The sequence below is a fragment of the Nonomuraea sp. bgisy101 genome (genome assembly GCF_057708945.1).
This window is the reverse complement of the sequence record NZ_JBYITD010000001.1, coordinates 520,117-545,394: the sequence shown is the minus strand read 5'-3', so window position 1 is coordinate 545,394 and position 25,278 is coordinate 520,117. Positions and strand designations below refer to the sequence as shown.

The 25,278-nt window shown below is 68.8% G+C and carries 21 protein-coding genes and 1 tRNA gene; 6 read left to right on the top strand and 16 right to left on the bottom strand.

What is annotated here, in order from left to right:
• Positions 1 to 147: 147 nt before the first annotated feature.
• Genes AC3EO4_RS02555 through AC3EO4_RS02545 form a run of 3 tightly spaced genes read right to left on the bottom strand, consistent with a single transcriptional unit; the run spans position 148 to position 2,726 of the window.
• Positions 148 to 912, bottom strand: coding sequence for an amino acid ABC transporter ATP-binding protein (locus AC3EO4_RS02555; protein WP_379579119.1), 765 nt, complete (start codon positions 910 to 912; stop codon positions 148 to 150).
• The gene (locus tag AC3EO4_RS02550) at positions 909 to 1,796 is read right to left on the bottom strand and encodes an amino acid ABC transporter permease (protein WP_379579120.1); all 888 of its coding nucleotides are present in this window, start codon (positions 1,794 to 1,796) and stop codon (positions 909 to 911) included. The genes AC3EO4_RS02555 and AC3EO4_RS02550 overlap by 4 nt, the downstream gene beginning before the upstream one ends.
• A gap of 3 nt (positions 1,797 to 1,799) precedes the next feature.
• Complete coding sequence (locus tag AC3EO4_RS02545; protein ID WP_431893400.1) at positions 1,800 to 2,726, bottom strand: ABC transporter substrate-binding protein; 927 nt, start codon at positions 2,724 to 2,726, stop codon at positions 1,800 to 1,802.
• Positions 2,727 to 2,924: 198 nt separating this feature from the next.
• Between AC3EO4_RS02545 and AC3EO4_RS02540 the strand changes: the two genes are divergently transcribed.
• On the top strand, positions 2,925 to 3,458 hold the full coding sequence (locus AC3EO4_RS02540) for a DUF4352 domain-containing protein (protein ID WP_379579124.1): 534 nt from the start codon (positions 2,925 to 2,927) through the stop codon (positions 3,456 to 3,458).
• Between the two features lie 43 nt (positions 3,459 to 3,501).
• Here the strand turns inward: AC3EO4_RS02540 and AC3EO4_RS02535 are convergent, their stop codons facing one another.
• From AC3EO4_RS02535 to AC3EO4_RS02510, 6 genes are all read right to left on the bottom strand, one after another.
• Complete coding sequence (locus tag AC3EO4_RS02535) at positions 3,502 to 4,233, bottom strand: ABC transporter ATP-binding protein (protein WP_379579126.1); 732 nt, start codon at positions 4,231 to 4,233, stop codon at positions 3,502 to 3,504.
• Positions 4,223 to 4,963, bottom strand: a complete 741-nt coding sequence (locus AC3EO4_RS02530; RefSeq protein WP_379580245.1) for an ABC transporter ATP-binding protein — start codon at positions 4,961 to 4,963, stop codon at positions 4,223 to 4,225. Before AC3EO4_RS02530 ends, AC3EO4_RS02535 begins: the two co-directional genes overlap by 11 nt.
• A gap of 41 nt (positions 4,964 to 5,004) precedes the next feature.
• Positions 5,005 to 6,096 carry a branched-chain amino acid ABC transporter permease gene (locus tag AC3EO4_RS02525; protein ID WP_379579128.1) on the bottom strand — a complete coding sequence of 364 codons (1,092 nt, stop codon included), beginning with the start codon at positions 6,094 to 6,096 and terminating at the stop codon, positions 5,005 to 5,007.
• A gap of 56 nt (positions 6,097 to 6,152) precedes the next feature.
• Positions 6,153 to 7,121, bottom strand: a complete 969-nt coding sequence (locus AC3EO4_RS02520) for a branched-chain amino acid ABC transporter permease (protein WP_379579130.1) — start codon at positions 7,119 to 7,121, stop codon at positions 6,153 to 6,155.
• A gap of 138 nt (positions 7,122 to 7,259) precedes the next feature.
• Positions 7,260 to 8,420, bottom strand: coding sequence for a branched-chain amino acid ABC transporter substrate-binding protein (locus AC3EO4_RS02515; RefSeq protein WP_379579132.1), 1,161 nt, complete (start codon positions 8,418 to 8,420; stop codon positions 7,260 to 7,262).
• Positions 8,421 to 8,779: 359 nt separating this feature from the next.
• Positions 8,780 to 9,364 (bottom strand): ANTAR domain-containing response regulator, encoded by a 585-nt coding sequence (locus AC3EO4_RS02510; RefSeq protein WP_379579134.1) that lies wholly within the window; start codon positions 9,362 to 9,364, stop codon positions 8,780 to 8,782.
• Positions 9,365 to 9,472: 108 nt separating this feature from the next.
• Between AC3EO4_RS02510 and AC3EO4_RS02505 the strand changes: the two genes are divergently transcribed.
• From AC3EO4_RS02505 to AC3EO4_RS02495, 3 genes are all read left to right on the top strand, one after another.
• Positions 9,473 to 9,545, top strand: a tRNA-Leu gene (locus AC3EO4_RS02505).
• Positions 9,546 to 9,797: 252 nt separating this feature from the next.
• On the top strand, positions 9,798 to 10,289 hold the full coding sequence (locus tag AC3EO4_RS02500; protein WP_431893394.1) for a hypothetical protein: 492 nt from the start codon (positions 9,798 to 9,800) through the stop codon (positions 10,287 to 10,289).
• Between the two features lie 356 nt (positions 10,290 to 10,645).
• Positions 10,646 to 11,518 carry a phosphotransferase enzyme family protein gene (locus AC3EO4_RS02495; protein ID WP_431893392.1) on the top strand — a complete coding sequence of 291 codons (873 nt, stop codon included), beginning with the start codon at positions 10,646 to 10,648 and terminating at the stop codon, positions 11,516 to 11,518.
• Here the strand turns inward: AC3EO4_RS02495 and AC3EO4_RS02490 are convergent.
• Entirely contained in the window at positions 11,459 to 12,166 is a 708-nt protein-coding gene (locus tag AC3EO4_RS02490; protein WP_379579139.1) for a siderophore-interacting protein, read from the bottom strand. The two genes, AC3EO4_RS02495 and AC3EO4_RS02490, sit on opposite strands and share 60 nt — an antisense overlap.
• 898 nt (positions 12,167 to 13,064) lie before the next feature.
• On the opposite strand from AC3EO4_RS02490, the gene AC3EO4_RS02485 reads away from it, so the two are divergent.
• Together AC3EO4_RS02485 and dapD are read left to right on the top strand one after the other, a co-directional pair.
• The gene (locus AC3EO4_RS02485; protein ID WP_431893389.1) at positions 13,065 to 13,475 is read left to right on the top strand and encodes a pyridoxamine 5'-phosphate oxidase family protein; all 411 of its coding nucleotides are present in this window, start codon (positions 13,065 to 13,067) and stop codon (positions 13,473 to 13,475) included.
• A 21-nt stretch (positions 13,476 to 13,496) separates the two neighbouring features.
• Complete coding sequence (gene dapD / locus AC3EO4_RS02480; RefSeq protein WP_431893387.1) at positions 13,497 to 14,462, top strand: 2,3,4,5-tetrahydropyridine-2,6-dicarboxylate N-succinyltransferase; 966 nt, start codon at positions 13,497 to 13,499, stop codon at positions 14,460 to 14,462.
• Between the two features lie 253 nt (positions 14,463 to 14,715).
• Here the strand turns inward: dapD and pyk are convergent, their stop codons facing one another.
• From pyk to gltB, 6 genes are all read right to left on the bottom strand, one after another.
• Positions 14,716 to 16,146, bottom strand: a complete 1,431-nt coding sequence (gene pyk, locus AC3EO4_RS02475) for a pyruvate kinase (RefSeq protein ID WP_379579145.1) — start codon at positions 16,144 to 16,146, stop codon at positions 14,716 to 14,718.
• 35 nt (positions 16,147 to 16,181) lie between these two features.
• A complete protein-coding gene (locus AC3EO4_RS02470) occupies positions 16,182 to 16,574 on the bottom strand; it encodes a DUF2784 domain-containing protein (RefSeq protein WP_379579147.1) in 393 nt (130 codons plus the stop codon).
• Between the two features lie 181 nt (positions 16,575 to 16,755).
• Positions 16,756 to 18,468, bottom strand: a complete 1,713-nt coding sequence (locus AC3EO4_RS02465; protein ID WP_431893383.1) for a S8 family peptidase — start codon at positions 18,466 to 18,468, stop codon at positions 16,756 to 16,758.
• 339 nt (positions 18,469 to 18,807) lie between these two features.
• Positions 18,808 to 19,029, bottom strand: a complete 222-nt coding sequence (locus AC3EO4_RS02460; RefSeq protein ID WP_431893381.1) for a hypothetical protein — start codon at positions 19,027 to 19,029, stop codon at positions 18,808 to 18,810.
• Between the two features lie 173 nt (positions 19,030 to 19,202).
• Complete coding sequence (locus tag AC3EO4_RS02455) at positions 19,203 to 20,654, bottom strand: glutamate synthase subunit beta (protein WP_431893379.1); 1,452 nt, start codon at positions 20,652 to 20,654, stop codon at positions 19,203 to 19,205.
• An 11-nt stretch (positions 20,655 to 20,665) separates the two neighbouring features.
• The gene (gltB, locus tag AC3EO4_RS02450) at positions 20,666 to 25,174 is read right to left on the bottom strand and encodes a glutamate synthase large subunit (RefSeq protein ID WP_431893376.1); all 4,509 of its coding nucleotides are present in this window, start codon (positions 25,172 to 25,174) and stop codon (positions 20,666 to 20,668) included.
• Positions 25,175 to 25,278 lie beyond the last annotated feature (104 nt).

Genomic DNA, 25,278 nt, shown 5'->3' with positions numbered 1-25,278 from the left:
ACGCGCGAGTTGTGCGCACCCTTTGCGCGGCCGCCCCAGTGGTCGCTACGGTTGTGCCGACAGAGCCGCGGGGAGGCCGAGTAGAAAACGTGTGGGGCCGGGGAAGCCCTACATGGTCCCAAAGGCCCCCCCGGTTCCTCTGTACGGCTAGAGCACCTTCGACAGGAACAGCTTCGTCCGCTCGTGCTGCGGGTTGGACAGCACCTCGCGCGGCGCGCCCTTCTCCACCACGAGCCCGTCGTCCATGAACACCAGCGAGTCGCCGACCTCGCGGGCGAAACCCATCTCGTGGGTGACCACGACCATGGTCATGCCGTCCCTGGCCAGGCCCTTCATGACGTCGAGGACCTCGCCGACCAGCTCGGGGTCCAGCGCGGAGGTCGGCTCGTCGAAGAGCATGAGCTTCGGCTGCATGGCCAGCGCCCTGGCGATCGCGACGCGCTGCTGCTGACCTCCCGACAGCTGGGCCGGGTAGTTGCCCATCTTCCCGCCGAGCCCCACCCGCTCGAGAAGCTCGGCGGCCCTGGCCCGCACCATGGCGCCCGATTCGCGCTTGACCCGCTGGGGCGCCTCCATGACGTTCTCCAGCGCGGTCATGTGCGGGAAGAGGTTGAAGCGCTGGAACACCATGCCGATGTCCTTGCGCTGCGCCGCGACCTCCCTCTCCTTGAGCTCGTGCAGCTTGCCGCCGTGCTCGCGGTAGCCGATCAGCTTGCCGTCCACCCACAGGCGGCCGGCGTTGATCTTCTCGAGGTGGTTGATGCAGCGCAGGAACGTGGACTTGCCCGACCCGGACGGGCCGATGACGCACATCACCTCGCCGTTGCGGACCTCGAGGTCGATGCCCTTGAGCACATCGACGTGACCGAAGCTCTTGCAGACCTGCTCGGCCCTGACCATCACGTCGTTCATGCCGCCCCGCCTACGTTCCTGACCCGGCCGCCGCCGGGGAGTGACCCCTTCGCGAAGTATCGCTCCAGGTAGTACTGCCCCACCATCATGATCGAGGACAGGATCAGGTACCAGATGCAGGCCATGATCAGCATCGGGATGACCTGGTAGGTCGTGGCGTAGATCGTCTGCGCCGTGAAGGTCAGCTCCAGGTACGGGATGGCCACCACGAGCGAGGTGTTCTTCAGCATCGAGATCGCCTCGTTGCCCGTCGGCGGCACGATGACCCGCATGGCCTGAGGAAGCACGATCCGCCGCATCGTCTGCATGCGGGTCATGCCCAGCGCCTGGGAGGCCTCCTGCTGCCCCGGGTCGACCGACAGGATGCCGGCCCTGATGATCTCGGCCATGTAGGCCGCCTCGTTGAGGATCAGGCCGAGCGCCGCCATCACCGCCGCGCTGTAGAGCGCGTTGGTCGGCCACGTGGCGAACTCGGGGCCGAACGGGATGCCGATCCCGACCTGCGGGAAGAGCGCCCCGATGTTGCCCCAGATCAGCAGCTGCGTGTAAAGCGGGGTGCCGCGGAAGACCCACAGGTACAGCCAGGCCGCGCCGCGCATCAGCGGGTTGGCCGACAGACGCATGAGCGCGAGCACGATGCCCAGGCCGACACCACCGACCATGGCGGCGATGGTGAGCCAGATCGTGTTGCGCACGCCGTTCAGCACGGGCTCGGACAGGAAGTACTTCCACTGCTCGGGCCAGTTGTAGTTCGGATTGGTGATCAGGTTGTTGACCAGCATCGCGGCCAGCACCACGATGATCACCGCCGCGACCCACCGACCCGGGTGCCGGACGGGCACGGCTCTGATCACTTCAGGCCGCGCCCTCTCCGTCTCAGTCATGGGTTACCCCTGTGCCCCGTTGATCACCGGGTCAGTGATGGCGCCGTCGCCGACACCCCACTTGTCGAGGATCGACTTGTAGGTACCGTCCACCATGACCTCCTTCAGCCCCGCGAGCCACGCGTCCTTGAAGGTCCCCGAGTTCTTGCCGATGGCGAACCCGTAGGGCGCGGTGTCGTAGGCCTGACCGATGATCTCCAGCTTGTCGCCGGTCTGCTTGACCGCGTAGCCCACGATGGGCGAGTCGGCGAGCATGCCGTCGATCTTGCCGGACACCAGGTCGGCGTTGACCTCGGTCTGCTGCTTGCGCACGACCTGGTCGATGGCGGGCTTGCCCGCCTTGGTGCAGGCCTCGCTCTTCGCCTTGATGTCGTCGACCTGAACGGTGCCCTGCTGGACACCGATCTTCTTGCCGCAGGCGTCGTCGGGGTTGACGGCCTTCGGGTTGCCCTTCAGCGCCGCCCACGCGGTGCCGGCGGAGTAGTAGGTGACGAAGTCGACGACCTTCTCCCGCTCCTTGTTGTCCGTGAAGGAGGAGGAGCCCAGCTCGTACTTGCCCGACCCCAGCCCAGGGATGATCGTGTCGAAGCCGGCGTTCTGGAACTCGGCGGTCAGGCCGAGCTTGCCCGCGATGGCCTCGACGAGTTCGACGTCCCAGCCCACGATCTTCTGGGAGGCGGGGTCGACCGACTCGTTCGGCGGGTAGGAGGCGTCGACACCGACGATCAGCTTGCCGTCCGACTTGATCGCGTCGGGCACCATCGCCGCCAGCGTGTTCTGCGCGCTGGGCGCGGCCGAGGAGGCCCCTGTCGCCGCCGGGGCGGCAGGACTGGCGGCGGTCGTGCCGCCGCCACCACAGGCCGTGAGCGTCAGCGCGCCCGCGACGACGAACGTGCCTGCCGCGAGCGCGCGGCGGGAAAGAGTACCCATACTCACAACGGTCCCCTTCGGTTCCTGGTCTTGTCGCAGAGATGCTCCCGCAAGCTTGTCACCAGGCAGATCACCGCTCAGACACAATCGGACAACTTCCTACAAGCGTAAGTCTTTCGACATAAGCCGAATATCGGGTCAACATCTCTTGCGACCGACCTCTGTCACAAGGCACCGTCCTCCTCGTACCGTGGCGACGTGCGCCGACCCATCCTCATCGCCTGCGCCCTGCTGGCGCTGGCCTCCTGCAGCTCGGCCCCCGCACCGGCGAAACCACAGGCGAGGCCGACCTACGACCTGCCCGCCCGCCCTGTTCGCGTCAACGAGGTCCCGATCCACGCGGCGCCCGTCAACGACGGGGACGCGCGGTTCCAGGTGATCGGCCTGCAGACCGGCCAGGCCAGCCTCTCAGGCAGTCACGCCGAGTGGCCGGCCAAGGGGCAGTTCATCACAGTCCGTGTCGTGGTGGAAAATCCGGGAAGATCCACATCTCGGTTCGACGCGCGCAGGCAGCGGCTGGTCACCGCCGACGGGCGCACCCACCCCATCAGCGACACCGCGCAGATCACCAAGCGCCAGCCCGTCGAGATCCCCGTCGGAGCGGGCGTGCGACTCGAGATGGACCTCTGGTTCGACATCCCCAAGGACGCCAAGCCCACCGCCGTCAAGCTGTACGGCGACCCGCCCATCGGCTATCCCAGCACCGACGGCGCGCAGGTGGCGCTGAAATGACGACGGGCGGGGCCGCCGAAGACGACCCCGCCCGCCCCGTCGCTCAGTGTCCGTTGGCGCTCGTCTCACCGAGATCGCCGCCCAGATAGGCGGCCCGCACGGCGGGATCGTTCAGAAGATCGTGCGCGGGAGCGCTCTTGACGATCTTCCCGGTCTCCAGCACGTACGCCCGGTGCGCCAGCTGCAGCGCCTGCTGGGCGTTCTGCTCCACCAGCAGGACCGTCGTACCCCTGCGGTTGATCTCCTCGATGATGTCGAAGATCTGCTTGACCAGCAGCGGCGCCAGACCCATCGAAGGCTCGTCGAGCAGCAGCACCTTCGGCTTGGCCATCAGCGCCCTGCCGATCGCCAGCATCTGCTGCTCGCCACCCGACATCGTGCCCGCGAACTGGTTGCGCCGCTCCGCAAGACGCGGGAACAGCTCGTAGGCCTCGTTCAGCTCGGGAGCGATGTCGCCGCTACGGGTGTAGGCGCCCATCAGCAGGTTGTCGTGGACGGTCATGCCGGGGAAGATGCCGCGGCCCTCGGGCGCCTGGCCCAGGCCCGCCTGGACCCGCTTGTGGCCGGGCATCTTGCTGATGTCATGCCCGTCGAAGACCACCGAACCCGACGACAGCGGACGCAGGCCCGAGATGGTCTTCAGCGTCGTCGTCTTGCCCGCGCCGTTGGCGCCGATCAGCGTGACGATCTCGCCCTCGTTCACCTCGACCGAGATGCCCTTGATGGCCTCGATCTTGCCGTAGAAGACGTGGATGTCCTTGACCTCAAGAAGCATCTGCGGGTGCCCCCAAGTACGCCTCGATGACCCGCGGGTCGTTCCGCACCTCGTCCGGCAGACCATCCGCGATCTTCTGACCGAAGTCGAGGACGCCGATGCGGTCACTGATGCCCATGACGAGGCTCATGTCGTGCTCGATCAGCAGGACAGTGCGCCCCGCATCCCTGATCCTCCTGATGAGCTGCTGCAGCGCCTCCTTCTCCGCGGGGTTCATGCCCGCCGCAGGCTCGTCGAGCAGCAGCAGCTTCGGGTTGGTCGCCAGCGCCCTGGCGATCTCCAGCCGGCGCTGGTCGCCGTAGGGCAGGTTCTTGGCGTAGTCGTCGGCCCGCTGCGAGACGCCGCAGAACTCCAGCAGCTCCATCGCCAGCGCCCGGCCCTCACGCTCGGCCTTGCGGTGCCACGGCAGACCGAGCGCCACGCTCACCATGCCCGACTTGTGGTGCGCGTCCGCGCCCACCATGACGTTCTCCAGCGCCGACATGTTGTGGAACAGCCGGATGTTCTGGAACGTACGGGCGATGCCCCGCTTGGTGATCTTGAAGCGCTTCAGGCCGCTGATCTTCTCGTCCTGGAAGCGCACCTCACCCTCGGTCGGCTGGTAGACGCCGGTGACCACGTTGAACACCGTGGTCTTGCCCGCGCCGTTCGGGCCGATCAGCGCGAAGATCTCACCCTCGTTCACGATGAGATCGACCTCGCGCAGCGCCGTCACGCCGCCGAAGCGCATCGTGAGCCCGCGCAGCTCGAGCAGGGCCTTCTTCTCCTGGGTCACTTGCTCGCCCCCTCGACCGTCTCAGGCTTCGACTCGGGACCCGCGACCTCGGCGCCGAGGCTGCCCATGCCGCCCGATCCCTCTTTCAGTTCGGCCTTGCGCTGCCTGGAAGGCAACAGACCCTCGGGCCTGAAGATCATCAGAGCCACGAGCACCGCGCCGAAGATCAGCATGCGGTACTCCTGCAGGCCACGGAATCGCTCGGGCAACCAGGCGACGATGAACGCTCCCAGCATGACACCCGGCAGGTTGCCCGCGCCACCCATGACGACCGCGGCCAGGATCGTGGCCGACAGCAGGAACAGGAAGTCGTTCGGGTTCAGCGAGATGACCTTGGCGGCCCAGACCACGCCCATCGCGCCACCGATCGAGGCGCCGATGGCGAAGGCGAGCATCTTGAACCTGAACGTCGGCACACCCATGACCTCGGCGGCGTCCTCGTCCTCGCGGATGGCCGCCCAGGCCCTGCCGACGCGGCTCTTCTCCCAGCGCTTCACCAGGATGATCACGATGACGGCGAGCGCGACCAGCATGTAGTAGTACGGCCTCGGGTCCAGCACGCCGTACTTGAAGATCTGCACGCCGAAGAGCTCCACACCCTCGATGCTCGGCGGGTGCGGGATGCCGCGGATGCCGTTCGGGCCGCCGATCTCGTCGGTGTTGCGGGCCGTGATGCGGATGATCTCACCGAAGCCCAGCGTGACGATCGCCAGATAGTCACCGCGCAGCCGCAGCGTCGGCGCGCCCAGCACGACGCCCGAAAGGGCGCAGATGAGGATGCCGACGACCAGGATCTCCCAGAAGTTCCAACCTGCCCTGGTGCCCAGCAGGCCCATCGTGTAGCCGCCGATCGCGTAGAACGCGACGTAGCCGAGGTCGAGCAGGCCGGCCTGGCCGACCACCACGTTGAGGCCGATCGCCAGCACCACGAAGGTGCCGATCGGGAAGAACAGCACGCTCGCCCAGTCGGAGTACGGCGACATGATCGGCGCCAGCGAGTCCGAGGGAAGCAGCAGAGCGCCGATGATGAGCAGCACGTAGACGGTCCAGCGCTGCCACCAGGGGGCCACGGCCCACGCGTCGCGCATGCGGTCGGAGAAACCGCCCCACGCGGATCGGATGTTTGACAGTGGATTCTTCTGGTTCATGCGCGCGCCTGCTGAAGTGATTCACCGAGAAGCCCGGTGGGCCGGAACATCAGGACCAAGACGAGGACCGTGAACGAGATCACGTGTTTCCAGTCGGAGCCGAAGATGATGGCGCCGTAGTTCTCCACGAGCCCCAGCGCGATTCCGCCGACCAAGGCCCCGCGAAGGTTTCCGATACCGCCGAGAACCGCCGCGGTGAAGGCTTTGATGCCGAAGAGAAAACCGATGTAGTAGTTGGTGTTCTCATATGCCAGCAGGTACAGCGCGCCGGCCACACCGGCCATCGCGCCGCCGATCAAGAACGTCATCTGGACGATCTTGTTGATGTCGACACCCATCAGCACCGCGGCCTCGGGGTTCTGCGCGGTCGCGCGGATACCACGGCCGATCTTGGTCCGGTTGACCAGCCGCTCCAACAGGATCATCATCACGAGCGCCGCCACGACCACGAACACCTGGTGGGTCATCACCTTGTGGCCGAAGATCGAGAACAGCTCCGTGCGCTCCATGATGCGCGGCAGGCCCATCTGAATGCGGCCGCGCTCAGGCCTGTTGAAGACGGTGGGGATGACCAGGAGCGCGAACAGCTCCTGGAGGAAGATGGAGGCGCCGATGGCCGAGATGAGCGCGGCCAGGCGGGAGGCGCCACGTTTGCGCAGCGGCCGGTAGGCGATCCGCTCGAGGGCCATAGCGGTGCCCGCCGAGGCCAGCGCACCGGCGGCGATCATGGCCAGGATCAGCCCGACGAGCGCGATGCCGGTCAGCGGAGTGTTGATGCCGAACACGAAAGGCACGAACATCGCGCCGAACGTGCCGATCATGAACACTTCCGAGTGCGCGAAGTTGATCAGCCTCAGCACGCCGTACACCATCGTGTATCCGAGCGCGATCAGCGCGTAAATGGATCCGAACGCTAGGCCGTCGATTGTTTGCGGCCAGAACTGAGCAAAGAAGTCATTGAACACGAGACGATTACCACTTCTAGGCGAGGATTCTCCTGCACTGCCGGCAGCAGATGCGCGAAAGGAGCGGGACCGCTCGCGGCGATCCCGCTCCCCGCGCATCAACTACCCGATCTCACCTGAGAGACAGGCGGGAGACCGTTACCCGAGCTTGGCCTCGGAGGCCTTGCCGAGCAGGCTGATGTTGCCGCCCTTGACCTGGTACATGTAGATGTCCTTGGCCACGACCTCACCATTGGACTCGAACTTCACCTGCTTGGAAACGCCGGGGAAGTCGACCGTCTGGATGAAGGTGTTGATGTCCTCAGCCGTCACCTTACCGGCCTTGATCGCCTCGATGAAGACCGACGCGGCGTCGAAGCCCTCCGTGGCGTAGATGGCCGGGTCGGCGTTGTAGGCGGCCTTGTAGTCTGCCGCGAACTTCTTGACCTTCTCGTCGGTCACGTCAGGCGTGGCGATGTAGCAGGGGCAGCCCACGAGCGCACCCTCCGCGTTGGTCGCGCCGGCGCCCTCGATGAGGCCCTTGTCCAGCGAACCGTCGCCGCTGAAGAACTTCGCGTCCTTCACGCCCTTGTCCCGCAGCTGCTTGAGCAGCGGGCCGGCCGCCGCGTAGTAGCCGCCGAAGAAGATGGCGTCGGGCTTGCCCGCGGCCACCTTGTTGACCACCGAGGAGAAGTCGCTCTCCGCCGGGTCGAGCGAGTCGTCGGTGACGGTGGCGCCCTTGGACTTCAGCTGCGCGCGGACCGCGTCGGCCAGCGGCTTGCCGTACTCGGACTTGTCGTCGATGACGAACACGTTCTTGGCCGCGGCGGCGCCGGCGATGAAGTCGGCGATGCCGGGGCCCTGCACACCGTCGTTCGGCAGAACGCGGTGCCAGTACTTCCAGCCGTTCTGCGCGAGCGCGGCGTTGGTCGCCGAAGCCGAGACGCTGGGAACCTTCGCCTCTTCGAGCACCGGCGCCACCTGAGCGGACTCACCGGAGAACGCGGGACCGACCAGCGCAACGATCTTGTCGGTCTTGATGGCCTGCTGGGCGAGACCGACGGCCTTGGTGGCGTCAGCCTGGCTGTCGTACTCCACCATCTCGATCTTGACCTTGGGGTTCGTCGCGTTGTACTGGTCAATGGCCAGCTTCGCGCCGTTCCTGGGCGGAATGACAATACCGGCGTTGGAACCAGTCAGGTCGCCCATGAAGCCAATCTTGACAGTGGTGGGCGCCGCTTCACCGCCACCGGGCGCCGCCGATCCGGCGGGAGCTTCAGAGCCACCGCCGCACGCGGCGAGACCGAGCGTGAGAGCCATACCAACGGCAAGCGCGCCGCCGAAGCGAGCAATCTTTGGCCGCAAGGCTGCCTTCCTTTCGCCTGATCCTTTGTCAGGACCGGATTCGCAGAGTCATGCCCATGCGGGGATGACCCAGGGGGTTGTGACGGTTAGTACAGCCAGGAGATGTCACGGGTTGGTACAGCGAACAGCCTCGTTACCGCTTCGTTATTACACCGATCCTTTACGGCTACCGCAGAGAATTGAAAGGTCAAAGAACCTCAAAGGAACGTTCCACGGTACGAAACGACCGTGGACACAGCCGCACATCAGAGGACACGCTGATGTGAAATCGGTCAGCCGACGCGACCCTGAGTGATCGGAATCCCGCTGATTGCTCAGCTCTGCTTCGTCGCGTCGTCCACGACGATCTGCGCCACCTCGCGCATGCTCAACCTACGGTCCATCGAGGCCTTCTGGATCCACCTGAACGCCTGCGGCTCGCTCCAGCCGTGCTGGGCCATCAACAGGCCCTTGGCCCGCTCGACCAGCTTGCGGGTCTCCAGCCGGCCTGACAGCGACGACACCTCGGCCGCCAGCGCGACCATCTCCTCGTGCCTGCTGACCGCCATCTCGATCGCCGGGACGAGATCCGCCTTGGTGAACGGCTTGACCAGGTACGCCATGGCGCCCGCGTCACGCGCCCGCTCCACCAGGTCACGCTGCGAGAAGGCGGTGAGGATGAGGCAGGGGGCGATCCTGTCCGCGACGATGCGCTCGGCGGCGGAGATGCCGTCGAGGATGGGCATCTTGACGTCGAGGATCACCAGATCGGGACGGAGCTCGGTGGCCAGCTTGATCGCGTGCTCGCCGTCACCGGCCTCGCCCACGACGACGTAGCCGTCCTCCTGGAGCATCTCCTTGAGGTCGAGGCGGATCAGTGCCTCGTCTTCCGCGATCACCACTCGCCGCTGCGTACTCACGAGCAGAAGACTACCGACGTCCGCTAGATTAGATCCACGCTGGCGCCCGGAGCTGATCCACCATGGCAGGTAGACTCTGGGGGCCAGAACCGGACAAGTCCGAAAAATGCCCCGATATCCCAACGGCAGAGGAAATGGTCTCAAACACCATCGAGTGTGGGTTCGAATCCCACTCGGGGCACTCTCACCGCCCAGCCCTCCGGTAGGGCGGATCCACAGAGCGACGACACCGAAACTGTCGGTGACGGTCGTCATGCTGAGCGCATGCGTCCTCGCGAAACCGTTGATCAAGCGCTCTCCCTGTCCTCCCAGGGCCTGAGTGGGTGGTCGCCGCACGATGCGGCGTCTCCCTCGGCGCGGTCAGGAAGGGGCGTACGGGCGCGCGGCGGGCCCATGACGAGGCCGACCTACGACGGCACCGTGGCTGCCCGCGATGTCACGGCACGCCGCTGCACACGACGCCTACGCGCAGTCGCTCGGCCTCTACCTGGGCGACGGACACCTTGTGCAGGGCCGCAAACGGGTCTACCGGCTGTCGATCTACCGCGCGGCCGACCGGCCAGGCGTGATCGAGGAGACGGCCACCGTCATGTCGCTGGTCATGCCGACCTCGACGGTCAACCGCCGCACGCGAAGGGGCTGCACCGAGGTCACGAGCCAGTCCACGCACTGGGCGTGCCTGTTCCCCCGGCACGGGCTCGGCGTCAAGCACCGGCGTCCCATCACGCTCGGCTCCTGGCAGAGGTCGGCCGTCGAGGCGCACCCGGAGCGCTTCGTACGGGGGACGGCCTGCAGACCGAACTCGAAGGTCGCCTCGGCCGGCTGGGCGGCGGACGGCTGTCGCAGCATGAACAGGGTCAGGCGAGCGCTGCCCGGCGGCGTCCGCTGGTACCCGCCGCCGCCACTTCACGAACGAGTCGCGTGACATCCCCGGGCTCTGCGGCGACGCGCTCGATCCGCTCCAGGTGGAGTGGCGCGGCCACGCCGAGCCTGGTCGTCGCAGGCTCGGCGGCACCGACACCGTCGTGGAGGACGCCCCTGGTCACCCAGAGCGGAGGGCGGCCACGGACGACGGTCCTGGCCACGGCCCACCGATGAGAGCACCCGGGGCGGCTCGCCGTACGCGAGACCGGGGGCGGGCCTGGATGGCCGCCTCGCCTGCGGCGCCCGCGTGGCCTGCGCCAGGCGGCGCCCGCCCGCCCTCGGCACCGCTGTGACGGCGCCGGTGCCGCTGGTGGCTGTGGCAGCATGCCAGGGACCGGATGGCGAGGGTGGAGACCGGTGGGCCCGGGCGTGGCGGAGATCGCGCGGCAGATGGCCGAGCAGGCATGGAGCGAGGGGTGCGCGATGGCCGAGCCGGCAGACAGGATCGAGGAGCCGCTCGCGGGCGGCGGGGTCAACCAGGTGAGCCGGGTGGGGCCGACGGTGCGCAGGCCGGTGGGGCCGTGGACGCCGACGGTCCACCGCCTGCTCGAGCACGTGGCGGCGGCCGGGTTCGGCGGCGCTCCGCGCCCTCACGGGTTCGACGCGCAGGGGCGGGAGATCCTCGACTTCGTCCCCGGCGAGGTGGCCCACCACCCGGAGCCCGACCACGCGTGGAGCGAGGCGACGTTGCGGCGGGTCGGCGTGATGCTGCGCGAATACCACGACGCGACCGAGGGGTTCGGCTCGCAGGGCCCCTGGTACCTGCCGCCGCGCGAGCCCGCCGAGGTGATCTGCCATGGCGACGTCGCGCCGTACAACACGGTGTTCCGCAACGGGCTGCCGGTGGCGTTCATCGACTTCGACACCGCCCATCCAGGGCCGCGGCTGTCGGACGTGGCGTACGCGGCCTACCGGTTCGTCCCGCTGAGCGCCGACGGCGACCTGGGCGAGCAGTCGCGGCGGTTGCGGATCTTCTGCGACGCGTACGGCCTGGCGGCGGCCGACAGGCCCGGCCTTCCGCTCATGGTCCGCGAACGGTTGCACGCCCTGGTCGACCTCATGCGCGCGAAGGCGTCCGCGGGCGAGGCCGCCTTCGCGAGACACCTGGCCGACGGGCACCACACGCTCTACCTCGCCGACGCCGAGCACGTCGCCCGGCACGCCGACGCGCTAGTCCATGCCCTTCCTGCCGGGTGTCCAGAACGGCTTGGTGACGACGTCTCCACGTGACCAGCCGCGCTCGTCGACCAGGTGCGCGCGGACGGCCTGGATCGTGCGGGCCTCCCCTGCCAGATACGCGACGCCCGGCGTGTCAGGCAGGTCCAGCGCGGCGACGGCCTTCACCAGCGCCTCGGAGTTCGCCGCGGACGCGCCTCCCCTGCACACCTGGACGAGGTCGCCGGGCAGGTCGAGGTGGTCGCCGGGCTCTTCGGCCTCCACCGCGCCGAAGACGGGCTCGCCGGCCGGTACGGCGCGCAGCATGGGCCCGAAGGCCACCGCGGCCGTCTCCTCCCCCGCGAACACGTGGTACGGCGCGCCCTGCCGTAACGTGAGCCTGCCCTCCGGTCTGGTGAAGGAGACCTCCTGGCCGGGGCGGGCGGTCCTGACCCAGGTCATGCCGGGCGAGTCGCCGCCGTGGTCGTATCCGACGAGGTCGAGGCACTCCCATGCAGGGTCGTGCCGCCAGACGGAGTACGTGCGCAGGGTCAGCGGGCCGTGGACGAGCACGCGGACGTGCTGTCCCGGCGTCCAGGCGAGTCCCGCGACGGCCTCGCCGCCGATTCTCAGCCTGCGCATCCTGGGGGCGATGCGCTCGACCTCGATGATCTCGCCGGTGACGAACAGCCGGGAACGCAGCGCGCGGGTGATGGTGTTCACGGCACCTCTCTTCGATATATCTGATGTATTCGGCGACTATATCGCGACATATCTCAAGTTGCACCAGTTCGGGTCTTGAGGCAAGGCCCGCGCGCCCGTCCATCGGACTTCCGTCCATCGCGCTCCCGCGCATTCCGCGCTCTCACGCCGCTCCGCAGGCCTGGCACCGTTCGGCGGGTCCCGCACCGCTCCGCAGGTCCCGCACCGCTCCGCAGGTCCCGCACCGCTCCGCAGGTCCCGCACCGCTCCGCAGGTCCCGCACCGCTCCGCAGGTCCCGCACCGCTCCCCGGCTCCGCGGGGCGTCGCGACTCTCGCTCGGCTACGTGGGCGGAGGTTCAACCTGTGCCGCCCATGGGCGCCCTGGTGTCCACGTTCGAGGCGGGCCGAGGGCCTGCGGGCTTACACGGGAGGCGAGAGGGCATCGAGGTCTCCGGCCTCCGGGGGCCTGCCGCAGGGTCGACAGACTCACCGGAGGGTCCGGGTCGCCGGGGAGTCAACGGGATCGCAGGAGGGCCGACAGGCTCACCAGGCAGTCGATGAAGTCACCGCAGGATCGTCGGGCTCATCAGGTAGTCGATGAGGTCGCCGCAGGGACGGGCTCATCACGTAGTCGATGAGGTCGCCGCAGCGACGCGCTCATCACGTAGTCGAAGAAGTCGCCGCAGGGACGCGCTCATCACGTAGTCGAAGAAGTCGCCGCAGGATCGACGGACTCACCGGAGAATCGCAGCGACGACAGGACAGGTGCGTGGGGGGCGTGGGGGCGCGGCGATGAGGAGGGCGTTCACCTGATCGTCGGTGGGTTGCGCCGCTGGTCCGGGGTGTCTCGGTTGGGATGGCGCTGGGTGGGGATGTTCTCCAGTACATGATCCTTTGGAGGGGGCGGGGATGGCGCTGATGGTGTTGGACCGTGAGTCGTTCCTGGCAGAGCCGCACATCGGGGCGCTGGCCGTACAGGATGAGGAGGGGCGCGGGCCGCTGGCGGTGCCGGTCTGGTACCACTACACGCCCGGCGGCGAGGTGGCCTTCCTGACCGACGGCGACTCGCGAAAAGCCCAGCTGGTCGCGAAGGCGGGGCGGTTCACCCTCCTCGCGCAGAGGACGATCCCGACCTACCGCTACGTCTCGGTCGAGGGGCCCGTCATCTCCTCCAATCCCACCACGCCCGAAGAGATGGCCAAGATCGTCGGGCGTTACATGCACGAGGACGCCGTCGACGGCTACGTCGCCCAGTCGAACCTCTCCGTGCTCGTGACGTTCCACATGCGTCCGGAGCGCTGGCTGTCGGCCGACCTGGGCACCATCTGACCCTCCGGTATTTTGTGGCGTGTGACTGCTATCGATCCCACCAGCACCGGCGCGTACGGCGTCGGGCTTGCCACCATTGCCGCCGACGGCACGGTTCTCGACACCTGGTTCCCTTCGCCCGAACTGGGCGAGCCGCCCTCCGTGGGCACCCAGCGCCTGTCCGCCGAGGAGGCCGGTGACCTCGCCGCGCTGATCGGCAAGGACGAGGCCCGCGGGGTCGAGGTGGTCGCCGTGCGTACCGGCATCGCCAAGCTGTCGGAGGCGCCCGCCGACGCCCACGACGCCTACCTTCGCCTGCACCTGCTGTCCGCCCGTCTGGTGCGCCCGCACGGCCTGAACCTGGACGGCGTGTTCGGCAAGCTCGCCAACGTCGTGTGGACCAACCACGGCCCGTGCGCCGTGGAGGGGTTCGAGCAGACGAGGGTACGGCTGCGCGCCAGGGGCACGGTGACCGTGTACGGCGTGGACAAGTTCCCGCGGATGGTCGACTACGTGGTGCCCTCCGGCGTGCGCGTGGCCGACGCCGACCGGGTACGGCTCGGCGCCCACCTGGCCGCCGGCACCACGGTCATGCACGAGGGCTTCGTGAACTTCAACGCGGGAACGCTCGGCGCGTCCATGGTGGAAGGGCGCGTCTCAGCGGGCGTCGTGGTCGGCGACGGCTCCGACGTGGGCGGCGGCGCGTCGATCATGGGCACGCTGTCGGGTGGCGGCAAGGAGGTCATCTCGATCGGCGAGCGCTGCCTGCTGGGCGCCAACGCCGGCGTGGGCATCTCGCTCGGGGACGACTGCGTGGTGGAGGCCGGGCTGTACGTGACGGCCGGGACCAAGGTGGCGCTTCCTGACGGGCGGGTCGTCAAGGGCAAGGAGCTGTCCGGCGCCGGCGGGCTGCTGCTGCGCAGGAACTCGCAGACGGGGGCGGTGGAGGCGGTTCCGCGTACCGGAACGGGCATCGAGCTGAACGCGGCCCTGCACGCCAACGACTGACCGAACCCGCGCTGTCGCCGATCGGGCAGGCCCGGTCGGCGACGGTCAGCCGGACGGCTCATCGGCGACTCGCCCGCCGACATCCCTGAACCGATGCGCGCCCGATCGTTCGTCGGGGACCGGAGACGAGGTTCGAGCGCGCCGGAGGCCGCCCTGATGGGGTCCGGGAACCGGCGAGCCGTCCGGGCCGGCGGCGCGGACGGCTCGGGTGCGACCGAGGTTCCAGGGGGTTCTCAACCCCCTGGAGGAGGCACTAGTGGGCGTGGGAGACGGCGGAGCCGATCGTGTGGACGCGCAGGGCGTTGGTCGAGCCCGGGGTTCCGGGAGGGGAACCGGCCACGATGACGACCTTGTCGCCCTTCTCCAGCCGTCCCAGGGACAGCAGTGAGGCCTCCACCTGCCTGACCATGTCGTCGGTGTGGTGCACGAACGGCACGTGGAACGTCTCCACCCCCCACGTCAGCGACAGCTGGCCGCGCACGTGCGGCGCGGAGGTGAACGCCAGCAGCGGGATCGGCGAGCGGTAGCGGGCCAGGCGGCGGGCCGTCTCGCCCGACATCGTGAACGCGACCAGCGCCTTGGCGCCGACGATCGCTCCGACCTCGGCCGCGGCGCGGGCGATGGCGCCGCCGGTGGTCTCGGGGAGGCGGTCGAGGCTGTGGGTGGCGTGCAGGGAGGACTTCTCCGCGGCGCGGGCGATGCGGTCCATCGTGGCGACGGACTCGATGGGGAAGGTGCCGACCGAGGTCTCGCCGGACAGCATGACGGCGTCGGCGCCGTCCATGACGGCGTAGGCGACGTCGGAGGCCTCGGCCCGGGTGGGGCGCGGGGCGTTCATCATCGAGTCGAGCATCTGCGTGGCCACGATGACCGGGCGGGCCTTCTCGCGGCACAGTTCGATGATGCGCCGCTGGACGATCGGCACCTCTTCGAGGGGCAGTTCGACGCCGAGGTCGCCGCGGGCGACCATGATGCCGTCGAACGCCTCGACGATCTCGGGGAGCCGCTCCACGGCCTGGGGCTTCTCGATCTTGGCGAGCAGCGGGAGCCGTACGGCCTCCTGCTCCATGATGTTGCGGACGACGTCGGCGTCGGAGGGGCGGCGCACGAACGACAGGGCGATCATGTCGAACCCGGTGCGCAGCGCCCAGCGCAGGTCGGCCTCGTCCTTGTCGGTGAGGGCGGGGGCGCTGACATTGACGCCCGGCAGGTTGAGGCCCTTGTTGTCGGAGATCATCCCGCCGATGACGACGCGGGTGGTGACGCGCTGGCCGTCGACGCGGGTGACCTCGAGGACGACGCGGCCGTCGTCGATGAGGATGGTGTCGCCGGCGCGCACGTCGGCGGGCAGCCCCTTGTAGGTGGTGGAGACCTGCTCGCGGTCGCCGGGGACGTCCTCGGTGGTGATGGTGAAGACGTCACCGAAGCCGAGCCGGACGGGGCCTTCCTCGAACGTGCCGACGCGGATCTTGGGACCCTGCAGGTCGGCGAGCACGCCTACACCCCGGCCGAGGTCGGCCGCCACCTCCCGCACCCGGTCGAAGACCTCTTTGTGCAGCTCGTGGGTGCCGTGGCTGAGGTTGAAGCGGGCAACGTCCATGCCTGCGCCGATCAGCTCTCTGAGCCGGTCGGCCGAGGAAGTGGCAGGACCGAGGGTACAGACGATTTTCGCGCGACGAGTCACGTGTCCTACCTTAATTGGTACAGACCACTTGGCAGTCACGCGCGGGAGAAATCCCGGTGACGACGTCTCCACAGGTACCCGACCCAGGAGGTAACCACAAGGACGGCCACGGCGAGCCGTACCAGGTTGGTGTATTCCTCCGGATAGATCACGCCCTCGATGTAGTGGTCGATGAATCCGGAGGGTGTCAGGCCCGCCACGCCGGCCTGGCGGCGCCCCCAGTCCTCGGCGAGGGTCAGGGGGCACTCGATGCCGGTGACGATGGAGAGCACGCCCCAGCCGGCGACCGCGAGGTGCGCCCAGAGGGTGCGCGGCCACCGCCAGGCGAGGAAGCCGCCGGCCGCCATGTAGGCGAGGAACAGGAAGTGCGCGACCATCGCGGCATCCGCGACCAGCCGGTACAGCACCCCATCCAGTACGGCAGGCACGTGTGAGCTCCTCTGGGGTCACCGGCCGGCGTCCGCCTGGTCGACGCCACTCGGGCGCGACGGCGGGCCGCCGTCACATCGCCCGTGGCGTGGACCTCGTGGACGCCGGGCCGGGAACCGAAACTTTCACCCCATGTCTACCTCGCCTGGCCCGCCGGGCGGGCCTTTCATGCCGGATGGCTCACGGCGCGATCGTCGCCGCCTTGTAGGCGTTGATCACTCCCCTGCCGTAGAACCCGTTCTTGGCCGTGTCGCCCTCGCAGACGTGCGTCTCCTCCTGGCCGAAGTACCGGTACTTGTAGGCTCTCGGCACCGGGCAGGCCTTCGGGGTGGCGCTCGAGTACAGCAGGCGCTCCACCGACGCCGGGTCCATGGACGTTCCGCCGGGGCCCGGCCTGCCGAAGCGGCTGATCAGGATCGCGGCCACGCCCGTGGCGTGGGGCGCGGCCATGGAGGTGCCGTCGAGGTACTGGTAGTAGGAGCACTGGCCGCCGTGGCAGTCACGGACGACCTCTGTCGTCTTCGGCCGCCCCGCAGCGTCGATCTTGTTCGTGGCGCGCATGACGGCCGTGGGCGCCGCCGCCAGGATGGACCTGCTCGTCGAGACGCCGCCGCCGTCGAGCACGTCGCCGCCGGGCGCGGACAGGTCCGTCTGCTCGACGCCGTAGTCGGAGTAAAGCGCCTTGCGGCCGGAGGGGCCGAGCCCGGAGATCGCGATGACGCCCTCCGACTCCGTCGGCACGTTGAGGCAGGAGTTGTCGATCGCGCGGGTCCGCTCGGTGTTCTTGGGGTAGTCGGGGCTCTGCTCGTCCTTGCGCGGGCGGCCGAGGTCGGTGGAGCCGTTGCCGATCGCGGCGATGAGCGTGACGCCCTTGCTGCGCGCGTAGTCGAGGGCACGCTGCATGCCGGTGATGATGCCGCGCTGCTCCAGTCGCTCGCGCTCGCTGTCGGCCTTGTTGTTCGGGCAGTTGAACAGCCAGGGGTCGAGGTAGTAGCTCATGTTCACCACGTCGATGCCGTTGTCGGCGGCGTAGGTGAGGGCGTCGAGGCTGGGCTTGAGGAAGAACATGCCCGAGTCCTGGCCTGCTCTGATGTTGACCAGTTGCACGTTGGGCGCGACGCCGGCGATGCCCTTGCCGTTGATCGGGGAGCCGATCGTGCTGGCGACGTGGGTGCCGTGGCCGTCGTCGTCGGCGTCGACGGGGTCCTGGCAGGTCCTTACCTCGCAGGGCCCGTCGAACGGCTGGCCGTTGGGGTCCTTCGGCCGGTCGGTCACGAAGTTGCGGCTGAGCGCGCGGTTGAAGTTGGGCGCGATGTCGGGGTGCTTGCCGTCGATGCCGGTGTCGATGACGCCGACGAGCACCTTCTTGTCACCTGGCGCGATCGTGTTGGCGCGGTCGGCGCCGATCATCTTCATGTCCCACTGCCTGGCGGCGAGCGGCTCGAGGGCCTTCTTGCCCGCTGTCTTCCTGCTCGCGCTCTTCCTGCCCGCGGCCACGTCGGGCGCGGCCGCCGTCGAGGTCGTCCCGGTTCGCGCGGCAGGTCCTTCGGGGAGTGACGGGCGGCGCGCGTCCACGTGGTCGCCTGCCCATTCGGGGTGGGCGGCCGCCCATTGCTGCTGGACCGCGGCCGAGGTGAATCCGATCGGGCGGTCGGTGGAGATGCCCACGATCGCCTTGTCATTGCTCAGTGTTTCGAGGAACGAGGCCACCACACCGTGTGCCACCACGTACCCAAGCCTCGGCTCGGTGGACAATGGCCGCCCACCGCTCGTCTCGATCGCCTCCAGCGCCTTGTCCTGGCCGCCCGCCGCGTAGAAGACCAGGTAGTCGGTGCCGGGCGAGGAGTCCAGTCGTGGTTGGGTGGACCCGCAGGCGGCGAGCGGTATCGCCATCGCCGCCACCAGAATTCCGTATGTGACTCGCCGCATTGAAACCCCCCGTTTCGCTCACCACACGCACACGAGGGGAGCATCTTCTCGACACCATTCCCCGTCTGCAACTTATTCACCCTTTTGCGCTATTTATCGCATCCTTTGCAAGAAAGTGACGGTGAGCGATGGCCGGCGGCACCGCATGCCGTAGAGAAGGAGGGGCCTCGGTCGCGCCGAGGCGTGTGGCGGGCGGGAACGCCGACAGAACAGCGCAGATCGCCAGGATCGGCACGAGCCAGACGGAGACGCCGGTAGGAACGTCGCCTCGCCGCCACGCGAATGCCCGGAGCGGCACCCCGATCAGCGCGAACCCGAGCCGGGGCGGGGCAGGCGCAGCAGCACGGTGGCCGCCACGGCCAGGGCGACGGCGCCCATCGGCAGGTTGGTGGAGAAGATCCGGCGCCGGTCGAGGTGCTCGGTGAGGTGGCCGCCGAGAACGGGACCGGCGATCGGGGGGGCCACCCCGGTCGCCGGTTTGTTCGGACCGAGGCCGTGCCGGGTCAGGGACCCCTGTTCGATCATCAAGCATTCTTTGCAGACCCTGCAACGCTTGCAGACTATGCACAGCCTGGAAGGTCCTTTGGGGACGTCAGGAGGTTGGCGTCCGGAACGTCAGGGATCGGGCGAGGCGTGCCGCGCGAGACGCGCGGCGCCCGCCCGAGGAGTCCTCGGGCGGGCGCTCGACGAAACGATCGTCAGACCAGCGGGCGTGCCGTCGGCAGGATCGGGTACGGCAGCGCCGTCTCGCCGGTCAGGAACCGGTCCACGCCCGAGGCGGCCGCCCGCCCCTCGGCGATGGCCCAGACGATGAGCGACTGGCCACGTCCCATGTCCCCCGCGACGAAGACGCCGTCGACGTTGGTCATGTAGGTCTTGTCGCGCGCCACGTTCCCCCTGGCGTCGTACTTCACGCCGAGGTCCTGCAGCAGCGCGCCCTTCTCGGGCCCGAGGAAACCCATCGACAGCGTGACGAGCTCGGCCGGGATCTCCCGCTCGGTGCCGGGGATCGGCTTGAAGCCCGACTGCGGCCCCTCGACCTCGACCAGGCGCAGCGCCCTGACGTTGCCGTCGGCGTCGCCCGCGAACTCCGTCGTGGAGACCGCGTAGACCCTGTCGCCGCCGCCGTCGGACAGCTCCTCGTGCGCGCTCTCCATCTTGAACAGGATGGGGAACGTCGGCCACGGCTGCGAGCCTGGCCGGGCGGCAGGCGGCTGCGGCATGATCTCGAGCTGGGTCACCGAGGCGGCTCCCTGGCGGATCGCGGTGCCGATGCAGTCGGCTCCGGTGTCACCGCCGCCGATCACCACGACGTGCTTGCCGCGGGCGTTGATCGGGGAGTTCTCGAAGTCCTTGTTGGCGGGCGGCAGGTACTCCATCGCCTGGTGGACGCCCTTGAGGTCGCGTCCGGCGACCGCCAGGTCCCGCCAGGCCGTCGCGCCGCCCGACAGGACGACCGCGTCGAACTCCTCGCGCAGCTGGGCGGCGCTGATGTCGACGCCGACGTTCACCGAGGTCCTGAACTCGGTGCCCTCGGCACGCATCTGGTCGAGGCGCCTGTCGATGTGGCGCTTCTCCATCTTGAACTCGGGGATGCCGTAGCGGAGCAGCCCGCCGATGGCGTCGGCCCGCTCGAAGACCACGACGTCGTGGCCTGCGCGGGTGAGCTGCTGGGCGGCGGCCAGGCCCGCGGGGCCCGAGCCGACGACCGCGACCTTCTTGCCGGTCTTCCTGGCGGCGGGCTGCGGCGTCACCCACCCTTCGGCGAAGGCGTGGTCGATGATCTCGACCTCGACCCGCTTGATCGCCACCGGGTCGGAGTTGATGCCGAGGACGCAGGCCGCCTCGCACGGGGCGGGGCACAGCCTGCCGGTGAACTCGGGAAAGTTGTTCGTGGCGTGCAGCCGCTCGATCGCCTCGCGCCAGTCGTGGCGGTAGACGAGGTCGTTCCACTCGGGGACGAGGTTGCCGAGCGGGCAGCCGTTGTGACAGAAGGGGATGCCGCAGTCCATGCAGCGGGCGGCCTGCTTGGTCAGCTTCGGCGCGGGGAAGTCCTCGTAGACCTCCCGCCAGTCGCGGATGCGGACGTCGACGGGGCGGCGCGCGGGCAGCTCCCGGTCGTGCGTGAGGAAACCCTTGGGGTCGGCCATGGTGCGCCTCCTTAACCCTGAACCGCAGCGGTCATGACCGCCTCGTCGATGTCCCTGCCTTCGATGCGGGCGGCCTCGGCGGCCTGCAGCACCCGCTTGTAGTCGGTCGGCATGACCTTGCCGAACCTGGTGAGCGCGCCGTCCCAGTCGGCCAGCAGTTCCTTGGCGACGGGCGAGCCCGTCTCCTCGAAGTGCCTGCCGACGATCTCGTGCAGGAACTGCGCGTCCTTGTCGGTCAGCGGCTCGATGGCGACCATCTCGCGGTTGACCCGCTCGGCCCGCAGGTCGAGCAGGTAGGCGATGCCGCCCGACATGCCGGCGGCGAAGTTGCGCCCGGTCTGGCCGAGCACGACGACCTTGCCGCCCGTCATGTACTCGCAGCCGTGGTCGCCCACGCCCTCGACGACCGCGGTGGCGCCGGAGTTGCGGACGCAGAAGCGCTCGCCCACCACGCCGCGGATGAACACCTCTCCGGATGTCGCACCGTAAAGGGTGACATTTCCGGAAATGATGTGGCCGTCCAGCGGGGCGGTGTCGTGCGGGCGCACCGAGATCCGACCGCCCGACAGGCCCTTGCCGAGGTAGTCGTTGGCGTCGCCGGTCAGCCGCAGCGTCACCCCTCGCGGCACGAACGCGCCGAAGGAGTTGCCCGCCGAGCCGGTGAAGCTGATGTCGATCGTGTCGTCCGGCAGGCCCGCGCCCCCGTACCGCTTGGTCACCTCGTAGCCGAGCATGGTGCCGACGGTGCGGTTGACGTTGCGGATCGGCAGGTCGAGCGTGACCGGGGTGCCGTGCTCCAGCGCGCCCTCCGCCAAGGCGATGAGCGTGTTGTCGAGCGCGTGCTCCAGGCCGTGGTCCTGCGCGACGGTACGGCGCAGCGCCGTCCCCTCGGGCAGTTCGGGCCGGTGCAGGATCGGCGACAGGTCGAGGCCGTTGGCCTTCCAGTGGTCCTCGGCCGCGCTCATGTCGAGCAGCTCGACGTGCCCGATCGCCTCGTCGAGCGAGCGGAAGCCCAGCTCGGCCAGGTACTCGCGGATCTCCTCGGCGATGAACTCGAAGAAGTTCACCACGAACTCCGGCTTGCCGCTGAACCGGCTGCGCAGCTCGGGGTTCTGGGTGGCGACGCCGACGGGGCAGGTGTCGAGGTGGCAGACGCGCATCATGACGCAGCCCGAGACGACCAGAGGAGCGGTGGCGAAGCCGTACTCCTCGGCGCCGAGCAGGGCCGCGATGACCACGTCGCGGCCGGTCTTGAGCTGGCCGTCGACCTGGACGACGATGCGGTCGCGCAGGCCGTTCAGCAGCAGCGTCTGCTGGGTCTCGGCCAGGCCGAGCTCCCAGGGGGCGCCCGCGTGCTTGAGCGAGGTCAGCGGGGAGGCCCCGGTGCCGCCGTCGTGGCCGGAGATCAGCACGACGTCGGCGTGCGCCTTGGAGACGCCCGCGGCGACCGTGCCGACGCCGACCTCGGCCACCAGCTTCACGTGGACCCTGGAGGCCGGGTTGGCGTTCTTCAGGTCGTGGATGAGCTGGGCCAGGTCCTCGATGGAGTAGATGTCGTGGTGCGGCGGCGGCGAGATCAGGCCGACGCCGGGGGTGGAGTGCCTGGTCTTGGCGATCCACGGGTAGACCTTGTGGCCGGGAAGCTGACCGCCCTCGCCGGGCTTGGCTCCCTGGGCCATCTTGATCTGCAGGTCGTCGGCGTTGACCAGGTACTCGCTCGTCACGCCGAAGCGTCCGCTGGCCACCTGCTTGATGGCGCTGCGCCGGTTGAGGTCGTAGAGGCGCGCGGGCTCCTCGCCGCCCTCGCCGGTGTTGGACTTGCCGCCGAGCCTGTTCATCGCGATGGCGAGCGTCTCGTGCGCCTCGATCGAGATGGAGCCGTAGGACATGGCGCCGGTGGAGAAGCGCTTGACGATCTCCGACACGGGCTCGACCTCGTCCAGCGGCACCGGCGTGCGGCCGGAGGCGAACCTGAACAGCCCGCGCAGCGTCATCAGCCGCTCGGCCTGCGAGTCGACCAGGTCGGTGTACTCCTTGAAGATCTCGTAGCGGCGGCTGCGCGTGGCGTGCTGCAGCTTGAAGACCGTCTCGGGGTTGAACAGGTGCGGCTCGCCCTCGCGCCGCCACTGGTACTCGCCGCCCACGTTGAGGCGCCGGTGGGCGTTCTCGGCGCGGGGGTAGGCGTGACGGTGACGGGCGGCGGCCTCCTGGGCGAGGACGTCGAATCCGACGCCGCCCAGGCGCGAGGTGGTGCCGACGAAGCAGGTGTCGATGACCTCCTCGCCCAGGCCGAGCGCCTCGAAGATCTGCGCGCCGGTGTAGCTGGCGACCGTGGACACGCCCATCTTGGACATGACCTTGATGACGCCCTTGCCGTAGGCCTTGATGAGGTTGCGCACGGCCTTGTGCTTGTCGACCTGGAGCATGCCGGTGTCGACCATGTCCTCGACGGTCTCGATCGCGAGGTAGGGGTTGACCGCGCCGGCGCCGTACCCGATGAGCAGGGCCATGTGGTGGCACTCGCGCGCCTCGCCGGTCTCGATCACCAGGCCGATCTTGGTGCGGGTCTTCTCGGCGATGAGGTGGTGGTGCACCGCGCCGGTCAGCAGCAGCGACGGGATCGGCGCGAGCCGCTCGGAGAAGCCGCGGTCGGACAGCACGATGACGCGCGCGCCGCCCGCGATCGCCTCGGAGACCTCGGCGCAGATGGCGGCGAGCCTGTCGCGCAGCGCCTGGCCCCCGCCGGCCACGTCGTACAGGCCGCTGACGACGTAGGGGTGGAAGCCGGGCAGGTGGCCCTCGTCGTTGATGTGGATGATCTTGGCGAGCTCGTCGTTGTCGATCACCGGGTACGGCAGGACGAGCTGCCTGCACGAGGCGGGACCAGGGTCGAGCAGGTTGCCCTCGGGGCCGAGCGTGCTGGCCAGCGAGGTGACGAGCTCTTCGCGGATGGCGTCCAGCGGCGGGTTGGTGACCTGGGCGAACAGCTGGCTGAAGTAGTCGAACAGCAGCCGGGGCTTCTCGCTGAGCACGGCGACGGGCGTGTCGGTGCCCATCGACCCGATCGGCTCCTGGCCGTTCGTGGCCATCGGCGACAGGATGATCCGCAGCTCTTCCTCGGTGTAGCCGAAGGTCTGCTGCCGCTTGACCAGCGCCTCGTGAGTGGGGATCTCGTGGGCGCGGGCGGGCAGTTCCTCGAAGCGCACCAGGCCGGCGTGCAGCCAGTCCTCGTACGGGAGCGCGGAGGCCAGCTCGGCCTTGATCTCGTCATCCTCGATGATCTTGCCGCGGGCGGTGTCGATGAGGAACATGCGGCCCGGCTGCAGGCGGCCCTTGCGGACGACGTCCTCGGGCGCGAAGTCGAGCACACCGGCCTCGGAGGCCAGCACGACCAGGCCGTCGGCGGTCACCCAGAAGCGGCCGGGGCGCAGCCCGTTGCGGTCGAGGACCGCGCCGGCCAGCGTGCCGTCGGTGAAGGTGATCGAGGCGGGCCCGTCCCACGCCTCCATCATCGAGGAGTGGAACTCGTAGAAGGCCCGGCGGTCCGGGTCCATCTCGGTGTGGTTCTCCCACGCCTCGGGGATCATCATCAGCACCGCGTGCGGCAGCGAGCGCCCGCCCAGGTGCAGCAGCTCCAGCGTCTCGTCGAAGGAGGCGGTGTCGGAGCCGTCAGGGTCGCAGATCGGGAAGAGCCGCTCGAGGTCGCCGGGGATGAGGTCGGAGGCCAGCATGGCCTCGCGGGCGCGCATCCAGTTGCGGTTTCCCTTGACCGTGTTGATCTCGCCGTTGTGGGCGATGTAGCGGTAGGGGTGCGCGAGAGGCCAGCTCGGGAAGGTGTTGGTCGAGAAGCGCGAGTGCACCAGCGCGATCGCGGTGTCGTAGCGCTCGTCGGACAGGTCGGGGAAGAACGGCTCGACCTGCAGCGGGGTGAGCATGCCCTTGTACACGATCGTGCGGCTGGACAGCGAGGGGAAGTAGACGTCCGCCTCGTGCTCGGCTCGCTTGCGCAGGCAGAAGGCGAGCCTGTCCAGCTCGAGGCCGCTCTCGCCGCGCGGGCTCGAGACGAAGAGCTGGCCGAAGTACGGCATGACCGCGCGGGCGCTCGGGCCCGCGTTCGAGGTGTCCACGGGAACCTCGCGCCAGCCGAGGACCGTCAGGCCCTCCTCCGCGGCGATCTCCTCGATGAGACGCACGGCGGCCTGGCGTGCCTCGCCGTCGACGGGCAGGAACCCCATGCCCACGGCGTAGTGGCCCTGCTCGGGCAGGGCGAAGTCGGTGGCGGCCCTGAGGAAGAGGTCCGGGACCTGCGTCAGGATCCCGGCACCGTCACCGGTGTCCGGCTCGCTACCCTTTGCTCCCCGGTGGTCGAGATTGCACAGGGCCGTCAGCGCCTTCACGACGATCCCGTGACCACGTCGCCCGTTCACGTCCGCGACCATGGCCACGCCGCAGGCGTCGTGCTCGTTGGCGGGGTGGTAGAGGCCCTGGGGCTCGGGGAAGCCGAGGTGGGCAGCAGGCATTGAATCCCTCCCGTCGTCATCGTCTGCTTTGGTGTTGCAGGCGGGGACGACGTTGGCCCTGCTGCGATTCAGTGGGTAGAGGGTATCGCACCCTGCCGGAATAG